Consider the following 21,491-nt stretch of genomic DNA (forward strand, 5'->3'; position numbering starts at 1 on the left):
GCGGTGTGGTCAGCCTAAGTGCTGACCCAAGAAGCGCAGCGTGCGGTCCCATGCCACTTGTGCCCAGGCCGCGTCGTATTGGGTTTGCGGCAAGCGCGTAGCCCCCGTCGCTGTCTCGTTGGCAAAGGCATGGTGAGCCAGGTAGTGATGGAACTCGTGCACCACACCCGCCTCCTTAAAGGCCTGGCCCAGTGCCGTCACCCCCTCGGGCGCAAAAAAGGCGTCTTGCTCGGCCCAGTGGGCCAGCACCGGCGCTTTGATGGCGCCCGCGTTCACGTATTCCAACGGCGGGTAGCCATACCAGACCACACCGGCATCGGCCTCGGGTGTGGCGCCCAGCGCCAGCACCGTCAGCGCGCCGCCCATGCAAAAGCCGGTGATGCCGACCTTGGCCGAAGCTTGCTTCAGGTACTGCACCGCACCGCGAATGTCTTGGCTGGCCGCGTCGCCAAAGTTCAGGCCGTTCATCAGGTGGTGGGCCTCTTCAGCCTCCACGGTGGCTTGGCCGCGGTAGAGGTCGGGCACCAGGGCACGGTAGCCCGCACGAGCCAGCCGATCAGCCACGCCCCGGATCTGGTCATTCAAGCCCCACCACTCTTGGATCACGACGATGGCGGGGGCGTTGGCCGCATTCGCCGGTTCGGCCAGATAGCCTTGCACGGTGTGGCCGTCGGGGCGGGTGAAGCTGATGGTCTGTCCCATGGGGTCTCCTGATGCGGTTGATGACTCGGCCAAGCATAGCGCCAGCGGCCAACTTGCTACCCCACCACCCCGGCGCGCTGCAGGTCTTGCAGCTCACCGTCGCTGTAGCCCAGGCTGTGCAGCAACTCAACCGTGTGTTCACCCAAGGCGGGCGGGTTCAAGCGCACGGGCGGACGCTGGCCGTCCAAGGTCAGGGGCAGCAGCGGTGTGCGGGTGGAGCGGCCGTCGGGCAAGCTCAGGGGGACCAAGCCGCCCGACGCCAACAGGTGCGGGTCGTCCAACAGCTCATGCGGCTTGGTGATGGGCGCATAGGGCAGGCCCTCGCGCTCAAAGACCTGGGCCAGCTCATCAGCAGGGGTGTCGCGCAGGCGCTCGCGCAGCAGGGGCATCAGCCAGTCGCGGGCTTGCACGCGCAGGTTGTTGCTGGCCAGGCGCGGGTCCGACCTCAGGTCGTCAAAGCCAAAGGCCTCGCAGAAGAGGGCCCATTGCTTGTCGCTGACCACGGCCAAGAAAATCTGCGCACCGTCCTTGACAGTGAACACGTCATACACCGCCCAGGCGCTGATGCGCGCGGGCATGGGGTTGGCGGCTTGGCCCGTCACCGCAAACTGCATCATGTGCTGGGCCACCAACAGCACATTGTTTTCAAACAGCGCGCTCTGCACCAGTTGACCTTGGCCCGTGGTTTCGCGGCTCTTGAGCGCCGCCATCGCGCCCATGGCGCCAAAAATGCCGCCCATGATGTCGTTGACGCTGCTGCCAGCCCTTACCGGCTGGCCCGGCGGGCCTGTCATATAGGCCAGGCCGCCCATCATCTGCACCACCTCGTCCAGCGCCGTGCGGTGCTCATAAGGCCCCGGCAAAAAGCCCTTGTGGGTGACGTAGATGAGGCGCGGGTTCAGCGCCTTGAGCGCCTCATACCCCAGGCCCAGCTTGTCCATGGTGCCGCTGCGAAAGTTCTCACTGAACACATCGGCGGTGGCGGCCAGCTTGCGCACCACGGCCAGCCCGCGCGGGTCTTTGACATTGATGGCCAGGCTCTTCTTGTTGCGGTTGAACATGGAGAAGAAACCCGCGCCTGAGCCCAGCAGCTCGCGCGTGCTGTCTCCCTCCAGCGGTTCCACCTTGATGACCTCGGCACCCAGGTCGCCCAACACCATGCCGCAGGCCGGGCCCATCACCATGTGGGTGAACTCCACCACCCGAATATCGCTGTAAGGCATGTCAGCCATGCAGGCCTCCTTGTGAACCTGTGAAGCCCTTGGGCAAGCCGGCATCGGCCACCATACCGTAGAGCGGCTCGCCCGGCAGGCCCGCCCGCAGGGCCTCGCGGGCCGCGAGCAAGCGCTTGATGTCAATACCTGTCGCCACCCCCATGGCCTCGAACATGAAGACCAAGTCTTCGGTGACCACATTGCCCGAGGCCCCCGGCGCATAGGGGCAGCCGCCCAGGCCACCCTGGCTCGCGTCAAAGGTGCGCACACCGGCCTCATACGCGGCCAAGCAATTGGCCAAGCCCAAGCCACGGGTGTTGTGCAAATGAGCAGCACCAGCACGCTCACCCAGGGCCGCGCGCAAGCGCGTGAACAAGCGCCGCACCTGCGCCGGGTTGGCCATGCCCGAGGTGTCCGACAAGCCCACCTCATCCACCCCGGCGGCCACCAGTTGCTCGGCCAGGATGATGACCTGGTCTTCACTCACCGAGCCCTGCAGCGTGCAGCCAAAAGCCGTGGACATGCCCACCTCCAAGCCCATGTGCGGCGCATGCTCGGCCCGCCACGCCGCCACGTTGCGCACCTCTTCCAGCATCTGAGCGCGGGTCTTGCGAACATTCGCCAAAGAATGCGCCTCGCTGGCCGAGACCGGCACACTGACCTTGTGCGCCCCGGCCTGGGCCGCTGCTTGCGCCCCACGCAGATTGGGCACGAGGGCCAACACCCGCAAGCCTTGGTGGCGGCAGGCGTGGGCCACCACCTCGACCACATCGGCCATTTGCGGCAGCAGACGCGCGGGCACAAAAGAGCCGACCTCGATCTCGCTGACGCCTGCCGCCACCAGCGCATCTACCCAAGCCAACTTGTGCGCGGTCGGCATGATGGCCTTCACGCTCTGCAAGCCATCGCGCGGCCCGACTTCACTGATTTGTACCTTGCTCATGCCCAGAATGCATCCATCAAATTGTTCTATCTATTAGAACAATGTTCTATCTTTTGATATTATCGCGCCAAGCTCCTCCTGCGGTCAAACCACCATGCCTCGCCTTGCCGCCACCCCGTCTTTGGCCGACCAGCACGCCGCCCCCGGCGGGGTCGCTGCTGTTGACCGTGCGCTCTCGCTGCTGCTGGCCTTTGAGCAGGGCGAGCCTGAGCTGAGCCTCAGCACCCTGGCCCAGCGCACGGGGCTGTACAAGAGCACCGCCCTGCGCCTCATCGCCTCACTGGAGCATGCCGGCCTGCTGCACAAAGGCGCTCAGGGCTATCGCCTGGGCGCCACCGTGGCGCGCCTGCACCGCCACTACACCGCCAGCTTCTCGCTGCAAGACCAGGTCATGCCGGTGCTGAACGACTTGGTCGCTCGCACCCAAGAGAGCGCCGCCTTCCATGTGCGCCAGGGCGACCAGCGCCTCTGCCTCTACCGTGTCGACTCGCCCCATCCGCTGCGCGACCACGTCCGCGCGGGCGACCTGCTGCCCCTGGACAAAGGCGCAGGCGGCCGCGTGCTGCTGGCCTTCAGCGGCCAGCGCGGCAAGCTCTATGCCGACATTCGTGCCGCAGGAATCGTCACCTTGCATGGGGACCGCAGCGAAGGGCTGACCGGCATCTCAGCGCCGGTGTTTGGGGCAGGCGCTGAGTTGCTGGGGGCGCTGACGCTGACCTTGCCGACCTCGCGGATGAAGGCCAGGTTGGACGAGGCGATCAAGTCTGCTGCAGCGACACTTTCCCAAACCTTGGGTGGCGCGCACAGGGGCCCAAGTGCCCTATGAGGCCATCAGCCTGCTCGTAACTGCTGCGCCATCTCCGCAGCCACTTGGCGTAAGCCAGGGCTCACGGCGGTCAGCGCAGCCAAGCGTTGCCAATAGTCTTGTGCCGGTGCCCGTGCGCCAGAGGCCAGGCTGGCGGGGTCCAGCTCGAAGGCCGCATAGTCGGGCGCACCGCCCAGCTCGGCCTGGGGCCGCCAGCGCATGGGCAGCATGTCATAGACCGGGGCCAGTTGAAAGCGACCTTTAGCCAGGTCTGGCAAGCCGACGATCAAAGACAGGTTGCCTGCGTGCATATCGCTGTTGCCGATGAGGCGGCCAAAGGCCAGCAGCGCAGCGGCACGCTGTGCGTCCAGTGCACTCAGGCGCCCCTGGCGGGCCAGCATTCGGGTGGTGGTGGCCCAGTTCACATAGCGGTCCGCCACAAAGGCGGTATGTACATCGCCCACCGCCACCATGTGGCGGCGACCATGCTCGCCCACCCGGTCAAAACGCTGACTGAGCAGGTAGCTGCGGTGGTCTGTGGCCACCAAGCGGGTCTGGGCGACTTCTACGCCATGCGCAGCCAAGACTTGATGAGCCAGGTGCTCGGCGTGCAGCAGGTCATGCCAGCGCTCACCGAATGGTGTGCCCCTGGGGGGACTGAACTTGACCAAGAGGTGTTGCCCTAGGTCGGTGCAGGCCAAGAACTTGGGCTGTTCGCCCCCGGCCGATGAGCCTGCAGGCAAGGTTTTGGCGACATCATCCGCCAGTGCATCCAAGGCGGGGGCCAGGCCAGCGCCGGTTGACGGCACACGCGGCAATGCTGTGGCGCTTGTAGGCCCGGCCCCCAAGGAGACGGCGCCAGGCACATCGTGCAGGTGCAAAGCCGCAAACAGCAGGTCTTGCAGGGGCCATCGGTCCGGGTCACCGCTCAGGCCTGCCAACTGCAGGCGCTGAGCATGCAAGCGGCCCAAAAACCCTTGAACCCGCAGCGGTGCCAAGTACCAAGGCAGTGCGCGAGATGCACCAGAGGGCGCGAAGGCTGACTCCACATGCACCTGATCGCTCCGCAAAAAACTGAGCGTGCCCAGGGCTTGAACGCTGCCGTCGGGGTGGGTCCACCATAGCTCTTGCTGGGCGGGCAGGCCACGAATGGCCTGTGGCAAGGCATAGCGCGTGGCGCGCGCACGCCCTAAGGTCAGCACCTGGCTGGACAGCTCGGCCAAGGCCCTGGAAGTAGTGGCCTGGCTCACGCCGAGGGCGGACTGAAGATCGTCAGATGAAACGATCCCACGACGGGTCAAGACACCCAGAATCTCCTCTTGAACGGATGCCAATGTGGACCTCCTTGGTGAATAGATTCTGAATAGATTTTAGGACTAGGGTCTGTTGACATATGAATCCTACCCGCGTGAGCCCTACAGGCCATGCCAGTCTAGGCGCGCTGCGCCGCCCGCACTTCTGTGCGGGCAAGCGGCGCAACAACGAATGGCGTGGCCTGTAGGACTCACCCTTAGGGCAGGGCGTCCAAGGGCGCTGGTGGGCGTTGCTCTCCTTGCCCGGGCACCAGCCCGGGCTGCGGATCGCGCCTACTCCAGCGCCCTTGGACACTCCTGCGCGGGCAGGATTTATATGTCAACAGACCCTAGACCATGATTGTCGGCGGAGTTCAAGCTCGGCTTTGTCTGCCCAAACCAGCTTAGACCCACCTCACCCGCCTATCCCCTTCAGCACCAAGGTGGTGGCAACGACGCTTCACGCTCCAGCAACCCGCCCGAAGCACAATAGACGCCTCCGACCGCCTTCTCAAATTTTTGTATGACCCCCTCCCGCTGGTGCTGGGCCCGACGTGCTGCGTGGCCGGTCCTCTTGCTGTCTTTGGCCGCGTGCACCACGCCGATGGTTGATGGGCTGCAGCCCATGGCGGTGAAGCGCGACTTCAAGGCGCTGCCCAAGCCAGGAGTGAGCTTTGGGGCGTACACCGTGCAAGGCCTGCGCTATGAGCCGGAGGTGACGCTGGGCGACAAGGTGGTCATCCGCCAGCAAGGGGGCCAGTTTGAGCTGCACTTAGGCGGAAAAGCCCAAGCCAAGGTGCACTTGCTGGGCCGCACGCAATACAGCATCAATGACCCGCTGCACTGGCTGGACGATGTGCCGGCGGCAGGCAGTCGCCGACTCAAGGTGTTTCGCAGTGTGTTCAGGCAGGTCTCTGAGCCCGAGTGGTTCTTCAGGGCCGAAGTCTTTCCGACCGACGGGTCAGGCCCCTGGAAGATGGTGTGGCGGCCTGCGGTGGAGAGCGATCCGAGCGAGCAGCTCTTGGGCATGATCACCGGTCCACAAGGCGAGCTGTGGCCCCTGAAGAAGCGCCGTGGCCAGTTCGAGGTGGCTGACACCGACCGTGTGGTGGCGAGCCTCTCGCCGCCGCCACAGCAAGAGGTATGGCTGGCCGATGGGCTGCCCGCCACTCAGCAGCATGTGCTGGCCGCTTGGGCGTCGGCGCTGATGCTGCCGCCTCTGCACTGAAAACGGCTCATGGCGGCGCAGGATGAGCCCCTGTGACCTGACCATCCACCACCTCAATGGTGCGGTCACAGCGCTGGGCCAGCGCGGCGTTGTGGGTCACAAAGAGCACAGTGGTGCCGTGCTCGGCGTTCATGCTGCGCAGCAGGCTGAACACGGCTTCGGCGCTTTGGGTGTCGAGGTTTCCGGTAGGTTCGTCGGCCAATAGCAGGGCCGGGTTCATGACCAAGGCACGGGCCACTGAGACGCGCTGCTGCTGGCCGCCACTGAGCTTGCCCGCCAGATGGTCTTGCCAAGGCGTGAGGCCCACACTGGCCATCAGCGCCTCCGCCCGGATGCGCATGCTGTCGTCGGCACGGCCAGCGGCACCCAGCAGGGGCATCATCACGTTCTCCAACGCGGTAAAAGCGGTGATGAGGTGGTGGTACTGAAAGACGAAACCAATGCTGTGGCCGCGCAGCCGGGTCAGTGCTGCGTCACCCAACAGCGTGGTGGGTTCACCGCAGACTTCCACGGTGCCGCTGGTGGGCCGGTCCAGCAGGCCCACGATATTGAGCAAGGTGCTTTTGCCGGAACCTGACGGGCCGACCACGGCGCAGAACTCACCGCGCCGCACGGTGAGGTCGATGCCGTGCAGCACCTCGGACTCAAAGTCGGTGCCCACGTTATAGGCCTTGCGGACGCCCTGCAGTTGCACCACAGCAGGGGCGAGATCGGACTCAGCCACGGATGGCCACCACGGGGTCGAGGCGCGCGGCGCTGCGTGCCGGGGCGAAGGCCGCCAGCAAGCCCGTCACCGTGGCCAGCAGCAGCGCGCTGGCAAACAGCATGGGGTCCATCACCAAGGGGAAGAGCGCGCTGCCATCTGCGTTTTTGGCCATGCGCTGCCATAAGGCCAGGCCCGCCGCGCCCAGGCCGCTGCCCAGCACAGCGCCGCCCAGCGCCAGCACGCCCCCTTGCAGCAAGAACAGCCGCAAGATCTGCCCGCGCGAGATGCCCATGGCCCGCAAGATGCCGATCTCGCGCGACTTTTGCACCACCACCACCGCCAGCACGCTGGCAATGCCAAAGGCCACCGACAAGCCCACAAAAAAGCGGATGGCGGTGTTGGCCGTGGTCTGGGCGCTGACAGCGGTGAAGAACTGCGCGTTGGTGGTGATCCAACTGTTGGCCTCGACGCCCGTGGCTGCGGTGATGGCCTGCGCCACGGTCTCGGCGGCATAGACATCGCGCACCGTCATCTCCAGGCTGCTGACGCCACCGGGCAGGCCCAGCAAGAACTGCGCGGTGCGCAACGCCACAAAGCCACCGCGCAGGTTGGCGCCCTTGTTGCCCAGGTCCACAATGCCGCAGATCGTCAAGGTGCTGGTGGCCACGCTGGCCCCCGTCCCAGCGGTGAGGCGCAGCTTGTCGCCCACGTCCACGCCCAGCTCGGCGGCCAGCTCGGTGCCTATCAAGATATCGCCACCGTTCAAGCGGGTGCTGCCGCGCACCAGCTTGTCGCTCAGGTTGACGATGCGAAAGTAGGACGCAGGCACGATGCCCGTGAGCGACAGCGCACGCGTGGCGCTGCCCCGCACCACCAGGGCCGAACCCGCCGCCACCGGCGCCACCACCAACACCTGGGGCATGGCCTGCACCTGGGCGGCCACGGCTTGCCATTGGTCGATGGATCTGACGCGCTGCATGGGCGCTTGCACGATGCTGGCCACCTGCACGCCTGAGGCGGCCTGCGCACCCGCTTGCAGCGGGCGGGAGACCTGCTGTGGCGGCAGCAGCTCGATGTGGGCCGAGGTGGACAGCACACGCTGGATGAAGTTGGACTGCAAGCCCGCCATCAGCGCCGACATGAAGACGATGACGGCCACGCCAATCGCCACGCCGGTGATGATGAACAGGGTTTGCAGCCGCCCTTCGCGCAAGAAGCGCAGGGCCACAATCCATTCAAAGGGGAGGCGCTGGGGGAACATGGTGCCGCCCTGCTCAGCCCGGCGCGGCCGGGGCTTCAGCGCGCACACGCACGCGCGCCCCAGGCGCCAAGGTGGCGGGGGCTGCGGCCACTTGGTCGCCCTCGGCCAGGCCCTCGGTTACCTCGGCCACGCCGCCACTGCGCAGGCCCAAGCGCACCGGCCTTCGCACTAGGTGCTGGCCGTCGACCCGCAAGACCCAGGGCGCGGCGCTGTCCGCATCACGCACAGCGGCCAGGGGCAGCGTTAGGATCTGGGGGCGCCTCGCCACTTCAAGGTCCACTGAGACGGTCATGTCTTGCAGCAATGTGGGCGGCGGCTTGGGCACAGTGAGCTTGACCTCGACCGCCCCCGTGCTGGGGTTGATGCCGGGGTTGATATAGACCAGCGTGGCCGCAAAGCGTTGGCTGGCATAGGCGTCTGCAGAGGCCAAGGCCAGCTGGCCCAGCACCAGCAGGGCGAGGTTCTTTTCGTCGACCTGCACCACCAATTGCGTCAGGCCCTGTGGCGACAGCGTCATCAGCGTCTTGCCGGGCTGCACCACATCGCCCACCTCCACGGCGCGCGCAATCAAGAGGCCTTGCACCGGCGCATGCAGCGCGGCATAGCCCACGCGCACCTGGGCGGCCTGGGCATTGGCCTGCGCACCCGCCACATCTGCCAGGGCCAGCGCCCGGGCACTGCCCGAGGGGCTGGTGGCCTCCAGTTGCTGGTGGCTGGCTTGCAGTTGCGCGTCAGCCAGCTCGCTGGCTTTGCGGGCGTCGTCCAGGGCCGCTTGGCCGATAAAGCCTTGCTGGAACAGGGCTTGGCTGCGCAGCAACGCCGCGCGGGCGGCGTCGCGCGTGGCTTGCGCCTGCCGCATCGCTTGGAGGGCCACCGGGCGCTGCACCTCTTGCAAGGCTCGAAGCCTCGCCTGCGCTTGGCCCAAGGCGGCTTGGCTTTGCTGGGCTGCAGCGCGCAACTCGGCAGACTCCAGCTCCACCAGCAGCGCGCCAGCCTCCACAGCCTGCCCCTCGCTGACCGGCACGCGCCGCACGGTGCCGGTCATCTGCGCCGCCACCGCCAAGCGGTGCGGCGCTTCCACATGCCCGCTGGCCACGATGGTCTGCACCAGATCGCGGCGCACAACCGTCTCAGTCAGCACCAGCGGGCCGCGCCACGCACTCAGGCCCCAGGCGCCCAGCGCAACCAGCACGGTCAGCACAAGCACCACGCCAATGCGGTGCGCATGCAAGCGAGCCCCCCACGGGCTCTCGCTGAGCGGCTTGGGCGCCATGGCGACCTCCTGAAAAGGTGCAGCCTAGCCGCTCGCCGCGCACGGGGCTGTGCGACAGCGAACACTCAGGTCACGGCTTGTTCGGCGTCAGGCCTTTCGGGCGGCACCCAAGCGCTGTCTAGCGGCCACAAAGGCCCGCCAAAAGCTGGCGTCTTGGCAGGTCGCAAAGTTGATGCGCATCAGCGTGCTGGGCTGGCGGCTGGACATGAAGAGATGGCCGGGCGCCAAGAGCCAGCCGTCGTCCACCATGAGTTGGGCCAGGGCGTCGGTGTCGCAGTGGGTGTCGAGCCAACCAAACAGGCCTTGCGGCGGGGTCACAAAGTCGCAGCCGTGGGCTTGGGCCAGGCGCACGGTACGCTGGCGGGCGGCGTCCAGGCGGGCGGTCACGCGCTCGGCATGGCGGCGCAGGCTGCCTTGGGTCAGGCACAGGGCAATGGCCTGCTCCAGCACGGCGGGGGTGGTGAGGGTCGACAGCAGCTTCACGTCCACCAGGCGCTCCACCAAGGCCATGGGTGCGGCCACAAAACCCACGCGCCAACTGGGCGTCAAGATCTTGGAAAAGCCCGACACGTAAAGCGTGCGCTGCAGGCCGTCCAGCGCCGCCATGCGCGGCAGGTGGGCCGGGGCCAGGTGGGCATAGGTGTCGTCTTCGACGATGTAGAAGTCGTGCTGCTGCGCCAGGGTCAAGATCTGGTGCGCGGCACGCGGCGTCAGCGAGTTGCCCGTGGGGTTGTGCAGCACCGGCACCGTCACATAAAAGCGCGGCTGGTGCTCGCGGGCCAAGGTGGCCATCACGTCCAGATCCGGCCCTTCAGCCCCGCGCGGCACGGGCAAGAGGCGCATTCCCAGTTGGGTGAGGCGCGCATATTCCACCGCCCAGGCGGGCTCGTCCACCAGCACCGCATCGCCGGGGCGCAGCAGGGTGCGCGAGATGATGTCCAGCGCATGGGTGGCGCCGGTGGCGGTGACGATCTGCTGCGGCGAGGCGCGCACGCCAAAGTCTTGCAGGCGCTGGGCCAGTGCTTCGCGCAGCCGGGTATCGCCCGAAGGGTGGCCGTATTGCAAGACGATGTCCGGGTCGCCCTGGGCCAGCACTTTGCGCAAGGCGCTGTTGAGCAGGGGCAGGTCCAGCCAATCGGGCGGCAAGGTGCCCAGGCCGGGCGCGGGCTTGCCACCTATGCCGTGGAACATGCCCCGGATCAGCGCGGTGGCGTCCAGCGGCGCGGCCATCGCCACGACGCTTGGGTGGCGGCCTTCGGCCCCCGCAGAGAAGGGGCGCACCTCACCTGTCGCGGAAAAGGGGCGGGCTGCGCCCGCGTGCATGCTGGGCTCGCGCACAAAAAAGCCGCGCTTCAGGCGCGCCTCGATCAAGCCTTGCGCCAAAAGTTGGTCGTAGGCGGCCACCACGGTGTGGGGGCTCACGCCATGGCGCTTGGCACATTCGCGCACCGAAGGCAGGCGCGTGCCCGGCGGCATCAAGCGCTGGCGGATGCGCTGGGTGAAGCGCTGGGCCAACTGCTCGGTCAGCGTGGCGGCGCTGCTGCGTGAGAGAGCCGGGGCGGCCTCCAGGGGCTCGACCCACAGGGCGCCGGGCGCGGCCAAGCCGCTCTGGGGGCTGTCAATCTCGCGTGCGACCATGAGGCAAGCCTTTCTTCTGTGCTGATGCGCCAAGCAATACAGATCCCGCATTTGCACGGTCAATCTGTATTGCCACTGTACCGGTTCTCTGCCTACACTGTCCAGATGTTCCCCTTCATGCCTTTGTCCGACCTGCTGGCGCTTTTGGCGCTGGCCACGGCCATGGCCTTCACCCCCGGGCCGAACACCACGCTGTCTGCCGCATTGGCGGCCAACCGGGGGCTGAAAGCGGCCCTGCCCTTTTGCTTGGCGGTGCCGGTGGGCTGGGTGATGCTGGTGTTGGCCTGCAGCGCGGGCGTGGGCACGCTGCTACAGGCCGCCCCGGCCTTGCGCACGGGGCTGACCCTGGCGGGCGTGGCCTATTTGCTGTGGATGGCCTGGAGGCTGAGTCAAACCGCCGCCTTGAGCGAAGTGCAGGCCGAGCGCTTGAAGGTCGGCTTTGCCCAAGGGGTGGCCCTGCAGTTTGTGAACATCAAGGCGTGGATGGCGGCCCTGCTGGTGGTGCAAGGCTGGGTCACGCCGGGGCCGGTGGCCGAGCGGCTGGCCGTGGTGCTACCGCTGATGGCGGCCTACGCCTTTGCCAGCAATTTCAGCTATGCGCTGCTGGGTGCGGCGCTGCGGCCTTGGTTGCAGCACGGCCAGCGGCTGGTGTGGTTCAACCGATGCATGGCGCTGGTCTTGGCGCTGACTGCGGTGTGGATGTTGCTGCGATGAATGAATCTCCGAAGAAAACGCCGGGCCGCCCCAAGTTTTCTGACGCCCCCTCGGGGGGCCGGGACGGGCAAAGCCCGACCCTTGGGGGCGCTGAGAATCAAACACGTGGCCTGTGGCTCGGCGCCTTGGGCGTGCTGATCTTTGCGCTGACCCTGCCCATGACACGGCTGGCGGTGGGGCCGCTGGAGGCACCGCAACTGCCGCCGCTGTTCGTCACCGCAGGCCGGGCGGCGGGCGCGGGGCTGTTAAGCCTGGCCTATCTCTGGCTCACCCATGCGCGCCGCCCGCAGCGGGCCGAGTGGCCGCTGTTTGGCATCAGCGCCCTGGGCACGGTGCTGGGCTTTCCGCTGTTCTTGGCGCTGGCCTTGCGTGAGGTGCCTTCCATGCACGCAGCCGTGGTCACCGGCATCTTGCCCTTGGGCACAGCGGCTGTGGCGGCTTGGGCCTTGGGCCAGCGCGCCAGCCTGGGCTTCTGGGCCTGCGCGGTGCTGGGCTGCGGCCTGGTGCTGGCTTTTGCGCTACACGAGGGCGGTGGGCAGATGGTGCGGGCCGATGGCTGGCTGCTGCTGGCCATCTTGAGTGCGTCCATCGGCTATGTGGCGGGCGCCAAGCTCTCGGCCACCTGGCCGGCTGAACATGTGATCTGCTGGGTGCTGGTACTGAGCCTGCCGCTGACCCTGCCGGCAGCGCTCTGGACTTGGCCAAGCGCCCCCGCGTCGGCCGCGGCCTGGGGCGGCTTTGCCTATGTCACGGTGTTCTCCATGTGGCTGGGCTTTTTTGCCTGGTACCGGGGCCTGGCCCTGGGCGGCACGCTGCGCGTCAGCCAGGTGCAGTTGATCCAACCTTTTGCGGCCTTGCTGCTGGCCGTGCCGGTGCTGGGCGAGCCCTTGCAGGCCAGCACGGTGGCGTTTTCGCTGGCCATCATTGGCGTGGTGCTGGTGGGCAAGCGCATGCCGGTGGGCACGCCGTCGACATCAAGGAATGCCTCATGAACATGCTGGGCTTGTTGGGTGGCATGAGCTGGGAATCCACCAGCGTCTACTACCGCCTGATCAACCAGGGCGTGGCACAGCGCCTGGGCGGCTTGGCCAGTGCGCCGCTGCTGCTGCACAGCGTCAATTTCGACACCGTGGCGCAACTTCAGCGTGAGGCCCGTTGGGACGACGCGGGCGCGCTGTTGGGCCACGCCGCCGCAGGCCTAGAGCGCGCTGGGGCCCAAGGCTTATTGATCGCCACGAACACCATGCACAAGGTGGCCCCGTTGATCCAGCAGCACAGCCGCTTGCCCTTGCTGCACATTGGCGACGCCACAGGCCGGGCTTTGCACGCTGCGGGGCGGCGACGGGTGGGCCTGCTCGGCACCCGCTTCACCATGGAAGACGCCTTCTTGCGCCAGCACCTGCAGCAGCACTTTGACCTGCGCTGCGAGGTGCCCGAAGCAGCGGACCGCGACGAGGTCCACCGCATCATTTTTGAAGAACTTTGCCAAGGCCGCTTGGTGGAGGGCTCGCGTCAGCGCTATCGTCAGGTCATCAGCCAACTGGCTGACCGTGGCTGTGATGCGGTGGTGCTGGCCTGCACCGAGATTTCTTTGCTCATTGACCCGGCTTCAGGCCCCTGGCCTGTGCCCTTGTTTGACACTACTGCCCTGCACGCTCAGGCTGCGGTGGACTGGATTACTGGAGACACCCGATGAAGACAACACCCCCCCTGTGGACCCAAGCGCACCGTGCGGCGCGCATGAACCCGTCCATCATCCGCGAGATCCTGAAGGTGACCGAACAGCCGGGCATCCGCTCGCTGGCCGGTGGCCTGCCCTCGCCCGACACCTTCCCCATCGACGCCATGCGCGAGGCCACCGCCAAGGTGCTCACCGACAGCCCGCGCGAGGCCCTGCAATACGCCGCCAGCGAGGGCTTTGGCCCGCTGCGCGAGTGGGTGGCCAATATGCTGCGTGGCCAAGGCCAGACGGTGGATGCCAACCAAGTGCTGATCACCACCGGCTCCCAACAAGGGCTCGATTTGGTGGGCAAGCTGCTGATTGACGCCAGCGCCCCCGTGGCCGTGGAGGCCCCCACCTACCTCGGTGCCCTGCAAGCCTTCGCACCCTATGAGCCGCATTTTGTGAGCGTGGACAGCGACGCCCATGGCCCACGCCCTGAGGCCATCGAGGCCCTGCCCCGCGTGGCCCCCGGCACCCGCTTTTTGTATGTGTTGCCCAACTTCCAAAACCCCAGCAGCCGGGTGATGCCCGAAGCCCGCCGCCAGGCCGTGGTGGCTGCGGCCCAAGCTGCCAACGTGCCGCTGCTGGAAGACAACCCTTATGGTGACCTGTGGTTTGACCAGCCGCCGCCCGCCTCGCTGGCCTCGCGCTGGCCCGAGGGCACCATCTACCTGGGCTCTTTCTCCAAGGTGCTGGCGCCGGGCTTGCGCCTGGGCTTTGTGGTGGCGCCGCCCGCGCTGTGCCCCAAGCTGCTGCAAGCCAAGCAGGCCGCCGATTTGCACACGCCGGGCTTCAACCAGCGCGTGGTCTATGAGGTCATCCGCAACGGCTTCTTGGACCAGCACGTGCCCACTGTGCGCGCCCGCTACAAGGCCCAGCGCGACGCCATGGCTGCAGCCCTGAAGGTGCACCTGCCCGAGGGCAGCGAGTGGGTGGCGCCTGAAGGCGGCATGTTCTTCTGGATCCGCCTGCCTGCGGGCTGCCACGCCTATCACCTGCTGCCCGAAGCCGTGAAGGCCGGTGTGGCCTATGTGCCGGGCGAGGCCTTTTATGCCGACCATGCGGACACCCGCACGCTGCGCCTGTCGTTTGTGACGCTGCCGCCCGCCGAGATCGAAATCGCCGTGGCGCTGTTGGGCGGCGTGCTCAAACGTCACCTGAACGAGTCGCCTTCTGCGACCACCCCCTGATCGGCCCAAGAGAGGTTTGTGATGCTGCGTCGTTTCAGCCAGTTGGATGTCTTCACCACCACCCCGACCTTGGGCAATGCCTTGGCGGTGGTGCATGACGCTGACGGCCTCAGTGAGGCCGAGATGGCCGCCTTCGCACGCTGGACCAACCTCAGCGAAACCACCTTTCTGCTGCAACCCACTGATGAGCAAGCGGACTACCGCGTGCGCATCTTTACCCCCGGTGGTGAACTGCCTTTTGCGGGTCACCCCACCCTGGGCAGCTGCTATGCCTGGTTGGCGGCGGGTGGCCTGGCCAAAAAGCCTGGGCAGGTGGTGCAGCAGTGCGGCGTGGGCTTGGTGCGGGTCAAACGAGACGGCGCGCGGCTGGCGTTTGCAGCCCCTCCGCTGCGGCGTAGCGGCCCAGCAGACGCCAGCTTGCGCCCGCAGGTCAGCACCGTGCTGGGCTTACCTGACGCGGACTTGTTGGCCCTGGAATGGGTGGACAACGGCCCCGGCTGGCTGGCGGTGCAGCTCGCTTCGGCACAGGCCGTGTTGCAGATCACGCCCAACTTCGCGGCCTTGCAAGGGCTCAACTTGGGCGTTGTGGGGGCTTACGCCGCAGGGTCTGAGTGCCAGTTTGAAGTGCGCGCTTTTGTGCCGGAATTGGGTGTGCCCGAAGACCCGGTGACGGGCAGCTTGAATGCCGGTTTAGCGCAATGGCTGATCGGCAGCGGCCAAGCGCCAGAACAGTACCTGGTATCGCAAGGCACCTGCATGGGCCGACAGGGCCGGGTCTATGTGCAAGCCGAGGGGCCAGACATCTGGATCGGCGGCCACATTGCTGCCTGCATCAGTGGCACCGTCATTCTGGGAAACCACTAGCGCATCTTTGCAACTTCTCGTTCACGAGAGACTCAAGCTGCCCTACACTTCCGCCCCGGGGAGAGATTCATCAAGCAGTATCGAGGAGTCTCATGAGATTCAGAGAGGTCGTGATTTTCAGCGGCCAGCGTTTTCAAGTGCCTCAGGGCATTCAACGCATAGACCACCGCAGTACCCATGGTTGGCAGTTGCGCTATGCAGGGACCAAGCTTTTTTCAGACCACACCACCGATGGCAGTGGCGCTGAAAAGGCCTTGAACCTGGCGATGGATGAGCTTCAAAAGCGCATCCGCAACACACCTCCCGCGTCGCGCTTGCAGCGTGCGCCCAGCAAACACAAACGCAACGACTTGCCCGTGGGTATCTCCGGGCCGGTGGTGCGCTTGCGCAAGGGCGGCACGGTGCGTGATTGCAGTTTGTCGGTGCTTTTGCCCCGCTTTGGCCAAGCCTCGCAGCGCAAGAGCGTCTACATCGCCACCGAAAACACCTACACGGTTGAGAAGTTCCAGCAGGCGCTGGACAAGGCCGTGGCCCTGCGCGAGAAGGCAGAGCGGGTGTACCAAAAGGCCGAGCTGGCAGCTGCCAAGGCCGGGGCCTTGGACCTGAAGCGTCAGCTCAAACGCTGAGTGTGAGTGCGGGGCGGCCAAAACTGCCCCATGAAAAAGCCCACTGCAGCGCAAGCTGAACAGTGGACTTTTGTGCGCCATGCGCAGGCTGAAACCTGCGCGCAAGTGCAGGCTGGCTTATTCCTTGCGGAAGTCGTCGTGGCAGGCCTTGCAAGTCTTGGCTGCGCCGCCAAAGGCCGCCTTGATCTGGTCGAGGTTACCGGTCTTGGCCGCTGCATTGAGCTTCGCGACTTCTTCTTGCATCTTCATGGCGCTGGCCTTGTATTCGTCAGGCTTGCTCCAGACTTCAGGCTTGGCGCGAGTGTCGCCGCTGGCGGTGCCGTCAATGAACCCAGCCCATGGCAGCGCGGCCATGTTGTTGACGATCTCGGCATTGATCTGAGCCGCGCGGGCGTCAAAAGCCGCCCGGCCGTTGGCCATCGCGCCAATGCGCGCAAAGTGGTTGGCCATCACGGTGAAAGCAGCCTTGCGATACTTGATCGCATCTTCAGGCTTTTGGAACTGGGCGGCTGCGGGGAACGCTGCGGCCAGAGTCAGCACCGCCGTGGCGGCCAAGGTAAAACGCTTCATAAACATCCTCCGAAAAATGAGGGCCAGGGGCCTCGGGTCCATCCGTGCACGCCGCATGCCCCAAGGAGCACCCGCGTGAGTGGAGTGTACGCATTTGAAAAGGCGCAGAGAGTCGCTCAAGTTCTGACAAGCAGGGCGCCCCCCTAAGCGACACCCGTGAGTACCGGCTGGCTGCGTTATCGTTGCAAGCTGAATCCTCTTTTTCTGCATCGCCATGTCCACACCCCAAGCTTCTCTGGTTCCTACCCGTGTGTGGGACTTGCCCACGCGGCTCTTTCATTGGTTGCTGGTGATCTGCGTGGTCGGCTTGGTCATCACCGGCAATGTCGGTGGCAATGCCATGGTCTGGCATGCCCGCCTGGGTGTGGGTGTGGGCTGTTTGCTGGTGTTTCGGCTGCTTTGGGGCGTGTTCGGTGGGCGCTGGTCGCGCTTTGCCAGCTTTGTGCGCAGCCCGGCTGCACTGCTGCGTTATCTGCGTGGAACCAGCACGCCCGATGAGCATGCGCATGTCGGCCACAACCCGCTGGGGGCGCTGTCAGTGCTAGCGGTGTTGACCGTGCTGATGGTGCAGGTGGCCAGCGGCTTGGTGTCGGACGACGAGATTGCCTTCGCCGGGCCCTTGGTGGCCTATGTCAGTGGCGCCACGTCCAGCCTTGCCACCACCTGGCACAAAGGGTGGGGCAAGATCATCTTGATCGCACTGGTGGTGCTGCACGTGGCGGCCATTGTTTGGTACAAGCGCAAAGGCAAGAACCTCATCACGCCCATGATCACGGGCGATGCTGAGCACCCGGCAGACACCCCCGCCAGCGCCGATGGCCTGGCCCAACGCGGCTTGGCCCTGGTGCTGTTCTTGGCCTGTGCAGCGGGTGGTGCCTGGGTGTTAGCGCAAGGCGGCTGAAGTAGACTTGGCCGCATTGCCGCTACGCCCCTAGGCCATGCCTGCTCCCTTGATAGAACTGCTGCCCGCTGAGTCGCCCGAGGCGATGGAGGCGGTTCGAGAGATTTTCCGAGAGTACGCCAGCAGCTTGGCTGTGGACCTGTGCTTCCAGAACTTCGAGCAAGAGCTGGCGGCCTTGCCGGGCGACTATGCCGCCCCCGGCGGGTGCTTGCTCTTGGCCTGGGTGGACGGCGCGCTGGCGGGTTGCGGGGCGTTCAGGCCCCTGCCGGAGGCCGACTACGCCAACGCTTGCGAGATGAAACGGCTGTTTGTGCGCCGCGCCTTCCGGCGTTTTGGCTTGGGGCGCGCGCTGGCCCAGGCACTGATAGACCGGGCCAGCCAAGAGGGCTACTCGTGCATGCTGCTCGACACCCTCGACGACATGGAAGCCGCGCGAGAGCTCTACACCTCGCTGGGCTTTGAGGAGGTGGCGCCGTATTACTTCAACCCGATTCCAGGCGCCCACTACCTCAAGGTCGAATTACTCTGAACTGCCCCAGGGCAGCATCAGCGCCAACGTCAAGAGCTTCTCAAACTCGGGCCGGAAGCCGGCGATGATGGCGTCGGGCTCAGGGCAGAGTACATCGTCGGTGATCAGGCCGAACTGCACGCCACCGGCATAGCTGAGGATGCTCACCCCCATGCCGATGTCGCCACTTTGCGGCACCCAGAACATCACTTGTTTGACGGTGCGGCCGCAAAACTGAAGTGGGTCTTTCGGCCCCGGCACATTGGTCATCACCGCCGTCGCCTTTTTGGCAAACATGTTCAGCAGCGAGGCCTGCACCGGCTTGATCAGCAAGCCCGCCACGGCCAGCAGCGCAAAGGCCAGCACGGGCTGATAGCCACCCTTCAGCTCGTTCATGCGAGCACGCACCGCTTCGAGGCGCGCAACAGGGTTGGCAATGCCCACGGGCAGCACCAGGGGCACCAAGCCAAAGCGGTTGCCGAGCTTCCAGGCCTGCTCCAGCGGGCGCAGGTTGACAGGCACCATCGCGCGAATCTCTTTGCCTGAAGGGTCTTCACCGCGAGCGCGCAGATATTCACCAATGGCACCAGCCACACAGGTCAGCAGCACGTCGTTGATGGACGCGCCCAAGGCCTGGCCAACGGCCTTGACCTCATCCAGCGGCAGCGGCTCGCCCCAGGCCACGCGTTTGCCCGGCGTGGCCTTGCCTTTGAGGCTGGTGGGGGAGTCGTCGGGCATCAAGGCCAGTGAGGCCGCATCGTTGATGACCTGCATCCCGACCCGCGCGGCCTCCAGGCCCTCGACCATGGGCTGGCCCGGGTTGGCCATCAGCTCGACCGACTTGGCCATGCCACCCCCCGTCAGGCCAATGGCCTTGATGGTGAGGTCGGCCATGGGCTTGATCAGGGCTTCGCCCAGCCAGTCGTGCTCGGCTCCGTCACGTTCGCGGCGCTTGCGTTTGGGTGGGGCCTTGCCGCCGTCGGTGATGGAAAGCATCACCGAAATGAGCGCAATGCCATCGGCGATGCAGTGGTGCACGCGCACCACCAAGGCACTGCGGCCGTCTTCGAGGTTCTCGACCAAGTGGATCTGCCACAGCGGCCGACGCATATCGAGCGGTGTGGCCGAGAGATCGGCCACTCTGTCTTTGAGGGCGTCTAGCGGCGTTTGGCCGGCCTCGGGCTGCAAGGTTTCAGGCACGACATGGGCGTCGATGTCGAAGTGGGTGTCCTCCACCCACTGTGCGCCCACTGCGTCTTCCACCACTTTTTGGCGGAAGCGGTCGTATTGCAGCAAGCGCTCGGCCACGCGTTGGCGCGCCTCGGCCACCGACAAGCTGGGCTCAATCAGCCAGACCCCCACGATCATCATGAGGTTGGCAGGGGTGTCCATGCGCAGCCACGCGGTATCCACCCGCGACATACGTTCAATCAAAGGGCCAGCCATGGTGGAGTCATTCCTCTAACGCAAGTTCTTGTGACGTGGACGATGCTGGTTAAGATCAGCAGCGTCAAGCCAGACTTTCACCCATCTCATTCGATCAGGAGACACCCATGGCCGACTTGAAAGCCCAGTTCGAAACCGCCGTCGCTGAAAGCAAGCAGTTGCCCGAAAAACCGGACAACATGACCTTGCTGCAGATCTATGCGCTCTACAAGCAAGCCACGGCTGGCGATGTGGAAGGCAAGCGCCCTGGTTTCACCGACATGGTGGGCCGCGCCAAATATGACGCTTGGGACGGCCTGAAGGGCAAGAGCAGCGACGACGCCATGCAGGAATACATCGATCTGATCGAGTCCCTGAAGTAAGCCCCGGCTGCCTTGGCAGCCTTCAGCGCAGCACCCGGCCCTCTGTCGAACAGGCGGCCGGGTTTTTCATGGGGGCTGCGCTTCAGGCCTTCTTGATCTTGGCCTCGGCCTTGGCCACGGCCTCTTCCAGCTGCTTGCGGGTCTCGGCCTCAAACTGGCCGGCAAAGGCCTTGAACAAGAAGCCCAGCTTGGCAGTGATCTCGAAGTGGTCGCCGGTCACAATCATTTGGCCCGTCACGCCCGAGCGCTTGAATTCCAGCGTGTCGCTGGTTTCGCCTTCGAGCATGGTGCATTCCATGTCGAGTTTCTCCTCAGCATGCTCGGCCCACTTCATGGCCACTTTGCGGGCCTTGGCCAAGCCCAGGCAATGCTCTTTGCGTACGTTGATGTCTGACATCAGCTTAGGTCTTTCTGTCTCAAAAAGTTCCGGCAGGGCTCAGGGCTTTCAAGGCCGCTTCGCGCTCTGTGGGGGGCAGAGCCCCCAAGCGCGCCACCGCCGCATGAAAGCGCGCAAAATCGCGCCCCTCTTGTGCAAACAAGGCCTCGAAGGCAGGCACCCACTGAAGATAGGCCGCCTGCATGCCCAGCGTGGCGTTGTTGGCACGTGCAAAGAACGCATCGTACCCGGCAAACCCACCCCATCGCTCGCGCTTAAGTTGTTCAAACTCAGCCCGCATCTCGGCCATCAGCGCAGCCTTGCGTTCCCGCTTGGCGGCGTCGCTGTCCGGCCCACTGTAAAGCGCCTGCAGGCCCGCCCGGGTTTTGGCCGTCAGCGCCCGCATTTCGGCGCGGCGGGTGTCTGAAGTGGCATAGCGTTGCACCGCATCGGCCTGACCTTGACTGCGTAACCAACGCTCGCCACCCAAGCGCTCGACTGCGGTGGCATAGGACTCATTGAAGGTTGTGTCACCCTTGATGAACACCACTTGGTGCGACAGCTCATGAAAGATCAGGCGCGCCAAGTCGGCCTCGGGCCACTGGATGAAGGTGTTGAGCAGCGGATCGCCCCCCAACCAGTCACTCATGCCCAGCGTTGAATAGGCCGGCACCGGGTAGACACTGGCCTCCAAGCCCTGCTCGCGCAAGGCCGCCGCCTCGGCCTGGGCCGCAGCTTCGTCAAAGTAGCCGCGATAGCCCACGCAACCCACCACCGGGAAGCACCAGGTTTTGAGCGTCAGAGACAGTTCCGGCGCCGCCACCACATTCCACACCGCCGCATTGCGCTCCAGGTCGGCATAGCGGCGGTAGCTGTCGTTGTCGGGCAGTTTCAGCTCACTCACCGCAAAGGCCCGCATCTGCTGGCTTTGGGCCAGGCGTTGCTTGAGTGGGGCCGGAGTTTGTTCATCGGCCAGCCATTCGGGCACGGGCTTGGCTGCTCCCACCAAGGCCAAGTGGCCCGTGGCCGATTGGGCCAGATAACCCACGCTGCTGCAGCCGCTGGTCAGGCACAACGTAGCGGCCGCCAGCAAGGCCAGCACCACCCCGCCCAGGGGCAGCGCCAAAAGCCAACGTCTCAAACGCATGT

Annotated in this window: 23 protein-coding genes; 11 read left to right on the top strand and 12 right to left on the bottom strand. The window is 65.6% G+C overall.

What is annotated here, in order from left to right:
* Positions 1-9 precede the first annotated feature (9 nt).
* Genes ACIQ3Q_RS01230 through ACIQ3Q_RS01240 form a run of 3 tightly spaced genes read right to left on the bottom strand, consistent with a single transcriptional unit; the run spans position 10 to position 2,859 of the window.
* A complete protein-coding gene (locus ACIQ3Q_RS01230; protein WP_396267133.1) occupies positions 10-702 on the bottom strand; it encodes a dienelactone hydrolase family protein in 693 nt (230 codons plus the stop codon).
* Positions 703-758: 56 nt separating this feature from the next.
* The gene (locus ACIQ3Q_RS01235; RefSeq protein ID WP_396267134.1) at positions 759-1,934 is read right to left on the bottom strand and encodes a CaiB/BaiF CoA transferase family protein; all 1,176 of its coding nucleotides are present in this window, start codon (positions 1,932-1,934) and stop codon (positions 759-761) included.
* Positions 1,927-2,859, bottom strand: a complete 933-nt coding sequence (locus ACIQ3Q_RS01240) for a hydroxymethylglutaryl-CoA lyase (protein WP_396267135.1) — start codon at positions 2,857-2,859, stop codon at positions 1,927-1,929. Before ACIQ3Q_RS01240 ends, ACIQ3Q_RS01235 begins: the two co-directional genes overlap by 8 nt.
* Positions 2,860-2,953: 94 nt before the next feature.
* Here ACIQ3Q_RS01240 and ACIQ3Q_RS01245 point away from each other — a divergent pair, with 94 nt between their 5' ends.
* Positions 2,954-3,685, top strand: a complete 732-nt coding sequence (locus tag ACIQ3Q_RS01245) for an IclR family transcriptional regulator (RefSeq protein WP_396267136.1) — start codon at positions 2,954-2,956, stop codon at positions 3,683-3,685.
* 5 nt (positions 3,686-3,690) lie between these two features.
* Here the strand turns inward: ACIQ3Q_RS01245 and ACIQ3Q_RS01250 are convergent, their stop codons facing one another.
* Positions 3,691-4,998: a HipA domain-containing protein gene (locus ACIQ3Q_RS01250; RefSeq protein WP_396267137.1), complete on the bottom strand. Its 1,308-nt coding sequence runs from the start codon at positions 4,996-4,998 to the stop codon at positions 3,691-3,693.
* A gap of 481 nt (positions 4,999-5,479) precedes the next feature.
* Here ACIQ3Q_RS01250 and ACIQ3Q_RS01255 point away from each other — a divergent pair, with 481 nt between their 5' ends.
* Positions 5,480-6,184, top strand: a complete 705-nt coding sequence (locus ACIQ3Q_RS01255) for a hypothetical protein (protein ID WP_396267138.1) — start codon at positions 5,480-5,482, stop codon at positions 6,182-6,184.
* Positions 6,185-6,191: 7 nt separating this feature from the next.
* Here the strand turns inward: ACIQ3Q_RS01255 and ACIQ3Q_RS01260 are convergent, their stop codons facing one another.
* The 4 genes from ACIQ3Q_RS01260 to ACIQ3Q_RS01275 all read right to left on the bottom strand — a co-directional run bounded on the left by ACIQ3Q_RS01260 (position 6,192) and on the right by ACIQ3Q_RS01275 (position 11,062).
* Positions 6,192-6,908: an ABC transporter ATP-binding protein gene (locus ACIQ3Q_RS01260; protein WP_396267139.1), complete on the bottom strand. Its 717-nt coding sequence runs from the start codon at positions 6,906-6,908 to the stop codon at positions 6,192-6,194.
* The gene (locus ACIQ3Q_RS01265) at positions 6,901-8,151 is read right to left on the bottom strand and encodes an ABC transporter permease (protein ID WP_396267140.1); all 1,251 of its coding nucleotides are present in this window, start codon (positions 8,149-8,151) and stop codon (positions 6,901-6,903) included. Before ACIQ3Q_RS01265 ends, ACIQ3Q_RS01260 begins: the two co-directional genes overlap by 8 nt.
* A gap of 13 nt (positions 8,152-8,164) precedes the next feature.
* Entirely contained in the window at positions 8,165-9,424 is a 1,260-nt protein-coding gene (locus ACIQ3Q_RS01270; RefSeq protein WP_396267141.1) for an efflux RND transporter periplasmic adaptor subunit, read from the bottom strand.
* Between the two features lie 87 nt (positions 9,425-9,511).
* A complete protein-coding gene (locus tag ACIQ3Q_RS01275; protein ID WP_396267142.1) occupies positions 9,512-11,062 on the bottom strand; it encodes a PLP-dependent aminotransferase family protein in 1,551 nt (516 codons plus the stop codon).
* Between the two features lie 117 nt (positions 11,063-11,179).
* Here ACIQ3Q_RS01275 and ACIQ3Q_RS01280 point away from each other — a divergent pair, with 117 nt between their 5' ends.
* The 6 genes from ACIQ3Q_RS01280 (at position 11,180) to ACIQ3Q_RS01305 (ending at position 16,179) form a co-directional block, all read left to right on the top strand.
* Positions 11,180-11,776 carry a LysE family translocator gene (locus ACIQ3Q_RS01280; protein ID WP_396267203.1) on the top strand — a complete coding sequence of 199 codons (597 nt, stop codon included), beginning with the start codon at positions 11,180-11,182 and terminating at the stop codon, positions 11,774-11,776.
* Positions 11,773-12,768 (top strand): DMT family transporter, encoded by a 996-nt coding sequence (locus ACIQ3Q_RS01285; protein ID WP_396267143.1) that lies wholly within the window; start codon positions 11,773-11,775, stop codon positions 12,766-12,768. The genes ACIQ3Q_RS01280 and ACIQ3Q_RS01285 overlap by 4 nt, the downstream gene beginning before the upstream one ends.
* On the top strand, positions 12,765-13,472 hold the full coding sequence (locus ACIQ3Q_RS01290) for an aspartate/glutamate racemase family protein (protein ID WP_396267144.1): 708 nt from the start codon (positions 12,765-12,767) through the stop codon (positions 13,470-13,472). Before ACIQ3Q_RS01285 ends, ACIQ3Q_RS01290 begins: the two co-directional genes overlap by 4 nt.
* Positions 13,469-14,689: a PLP-dependent aminotransferase family protein gene (locus ACIQ3Q_RS01295; RefSeq protein ID WP_396267145.1), complete on the top strand. Its 1,221-nt coding sequence runs from the start codon at positions 13,469-13,471 to the stop codon at positions 14,687-14,689. Before ACIQ3Q_RS01290 ends, ACIQ3Q_RS01295 begins: the two co-directional genes overlap by 4 nt.
* 18 nt (positions 14,690-14,707) lie before the next feature.
* Positions 14,708-15,553 carry a PhzF family phenazine biosynthesis protein gene (locus ACIQ3Q_RS01300; protein WP_396267147.1) on the top strand — a complete coding sequence of 282 codons (846 nt, stop codon included), beginning with the start codon at positions 14,708-14,710 and terminating at the stop codon, positions 15,551-15,553.
* 92 nt (positions 15,554-15,645) lie between these two features.
* The gene (locus ACIQ3Q_RS01305; RefSeq protein ID WP_396267148.1) at positions 15,646-16,179 is read left to right on the top strand and encodes a hypothetical protein; all 534 of its coding nucleotides are present in this window, start codon (positions 15,646-15,648) and stop codon (positions 16,177-16,179) included.
* A 117-nt stretch (positions 16,180-16,296) separates the two neighbouring features.
* Here the strand turns inward: ACIQ3Q_RS01305 and ACIQ3Q_RS01310 are convergent, their stop codons facing one another.
* A complete protein-coding gene (locus tag ACIQ3Q_RS01310) occupies positions 16,297-16,749 on the bottom strand; it encodes a c-type cytochrome (RefSeq protein ID WP_396267149.1) in 453 nt (150 codons plus the stop codon).
* A 214-nt stretch (positions 16,750-16,963) separates the two neighbouring features.
* Here ACIQ3Q_RS01310 and ACIQ3Q_RS01315 point away from each other — a divergent pair, with 214 nt between their 5' ends.
* Both ACIQ3Q_RS01315 and ACIQ3Q_RS01320 read left to right on the top strand, forming a co-directional pair.
* A complete protein-coding gene (locus tag ACIQ3Q_RS01315; protein WP_396267150.1) occupies positions 16,964-17,650 on the top strand; it encodes a cytochrome b/b6 domain-containing protein in 687 nt (228 codons plus the stop codon).
* A gap of 37 nt (positions 17,651-17,687) precedes the next feature.
* Positions 17,688-18,179 (top strand): GNAT family N-acetyltransferase, encoded by a 492-nt coding sequence (locus ACIQ3Q_RS01320; protein WP_396267151.1) that lies wholly within the window; start codon positions 17,688-17,690, stop codon positions 18,177-18,179.
* Here ACIQ3Q_RS01320 and ACIQ3Q_RS01325 read toward each other — a convergent pair.
* Positions 18,171-19,604: a wax ester/triacylglycerol synthase family O-acyltransferase gene (locus ACIQ3Q_RS01325; RefSeq protein WP_396267152.1), complete on the bottom strand. Its 1,434-nt coding sequence runs from the start codon at positions 19,602-19,604 to the stop codon at positions 18,171-18,173. The genes ACIQ3Q_RS01320 and ACIQ3Q_RS01325 overlap by 9 nt on opposite strands.
* Positions 19,605-19,711: 107 nt before the next feature.
* On the opposite strand from ACIQ3Q_RS01325, the gene ACIQ3Q_RS01330 reads away from it, so the two are divergent.
* Positions 19,712-19,966: an acyl-CoA-binding protein gene (locus ACIQ3Q_RS01330; RefSeq protein ID WP_396267153.1), complete on the top strand. Its 255-nt coding sequence runs from the start codon at positions 19,712-19,714 to the stop codon at positions 19,964-19,966.
* 82 nt (positions 19,967-20,048) lie between these two features.
* On the opposite strand, the gene ACIQ3Q_RS01335 is transcribed toward ACIQ3Q_RS01330, so the two are convergent.
* Positions 20,049-20,363 carry a polyhydroxyalkanoic acid system family protein gene (locus tag ACIQ3Q_RS01335; RefSeq protein ID WP_396267154.1) on the bottom strand — a complete coding sequence of 105 codons (315 nt, stop codon included), beginning with the start codon at positions 20,361-20,363 and terminating at the stop codon, positions 20,049-20,051.
* Between the two features lie 19 nt (positions 20,364-20,382).
* On the bottom strand, positions 20,383-21,489 hold the full coding sequence (locus tag ACIQ3Q_RS01340; RefSeq protein ID WP_396267155.1) for an aminopeptidase: 1,107 nt from the start codon (positions 21,487-21,489) through the stop codon (positions 20,383-20,385).
* Positions 21,490-21,491: the final 2 nt, after the last annotated feature.

The organism is Ideonella sp., from assembly GCF_044358605.1.
Lineage (GTDB): Bacteria > Pseudomonadota > Gammaproteobacteria > Burkholderiales > Burkholderiaceae_C > Ideonella.

Coding starts and splice junctions, on each gene's coding strand:
- ACIQ3Q_RS01245 (WP_396267136.1), top strand. CDS start 2,954: ATGCCTCGCCTTGCCGCCACCCCGTCTTTGGCCGACCAGCACGCCGCC.
- ACIQ3Q_RS01310 (WP_396267149.1), bottom strand. CDS start 16,749: ATGAAGCGTTTTACCTTGGCCGCCACGGCGGTGCTGACTCTGGCCGCA.
- ACIQ3Q_RS01330 (WP_396267153.1), top strand. CDS start 19,712: ATGGCCGACTTGAAAGCCCAGTTCGAAACCGCCGTCGCTGAAAGCAAG.
- ACIQ3Q_RS01340 (WP_396267155.1), bottom strand. CDS start 21,489: ATGCGTTTGAGACGTTGGCTTTTGGCGCTGCCCCTGGGCGGGGTGGTG.
- ACIQ3Q_RS01265 (WP_396267140.1), bottom strand. CDS start 8,151: ATGTTCCCCCAGCGCCTCCCCTTTGAATGGATTGTGGCCCTGCGCTTC.
- ACIQ3Q_RS01315 (WP_396267150.1), top strand. CDS start 16,964: ATGTCCACACCCCAAGCTTCTCTGGTTCCTACCCGTGTGTGGGACTTG.
- ACIQ3Q_RS01325 (WP_396267152.1), bottom strand. CDS start 19,604: ATGGCTGGCCCTTTGATTGAACGTATGTCGCGGGTGGATACCGCGTGG.
- ACIQ3Q_RS01270 (WP_396267141.1), bottom strand. CDS start 9,424: ATGGCGCCCAAGCCGCTCAGCGAGAGCCCGTGGGGGGCTCGCTTGCAT.
- ACIQ3Q_RS01305 (WP_396267148.1), top strand. CDS start 15,646: ATGAGATTCAGAGAGGTCGTGATTTTCAGCGGCCAGCGTTTTCAAGTG.
- ACIQ3Q_RS01295 (WP_396267145.1), top strand. CDS start 13,469: ATGAAGACAACACCCCCCCTGTGGACCCAAGCGCACCGTGCGGCGCGC.
- ACIQ3Q_RS01335 (WP_396267154.1), bottom strand. CDS start 20,363: ATGTCAGACATCAACGTACGCAAAGAGCATTGCCTGGGCTTGGCCAAG.
- ACIQ3Q_RS01285 (WP_396267143.1), top strand. CDS start 11,773: ATGAATGAATCTCCGAAGAAAACGCCGGGCCGCCCCAAGTTTTCTGAC.
- ACIQ3Q_RS01240 (WP_396267135.1), bottom strand. CDS start 2,859: ATGAGCAAGGTACAAATCAGTGAAGTCGGGCCGCGCGATGGCTTGCAG.
- ACIQ3Q_RS01320 (WP_396267151.1), top strand. CDS start 17,688: ATGCCTGCTCCCTTGATAGAACTGCTGCCCGCTGAGTCGCCCGAGGCG.
- ACIQ3Q_RS01280 (WP_396267203.1), top strand. CDS start 11,180: ATGCCTTTGTCCGACCTGCTGGCGCTTTTGGCGCTGGCCACGGCCATG.
- ACIQ3Q_RS01255 (WP_396267138.1), top strand. CDS start 5,480: ATGACCCCCTCCCGCTGGTGCTGGGCCCGACGTGCTGCGTGGCCGGTC.
- ACIQ3Q_RS01275 (WP_396267142.1), bottom strand. CDS start 11,062: ATGGTCGCACGCGAGATTGACAGCCCCCAGAGCGGCTTGGCCGCGCCC.
- ACIQ3Q_RS01235 (WP_396267134.1), bottom strand. CDS start 1,934: ATGGCTGACATGCCTTACAGCGATATTCGGGTGGTGGAGTTCACCCAC.
- ACIQ3Q_RS01290 (WP_396267144.1), top strand. CDS start 12,765: ATGAACATGCTGGGCTTGTTGGGTGGCATGAGCTGGGAATCCACCAGC.
- ACIQ3Q_RS01230 (WP_396267133.1), bottom strand. CDS start 702: ATGGGACAGACCATCAGCTTCACCCGCCCCGACGGCCACACCGTGCAA.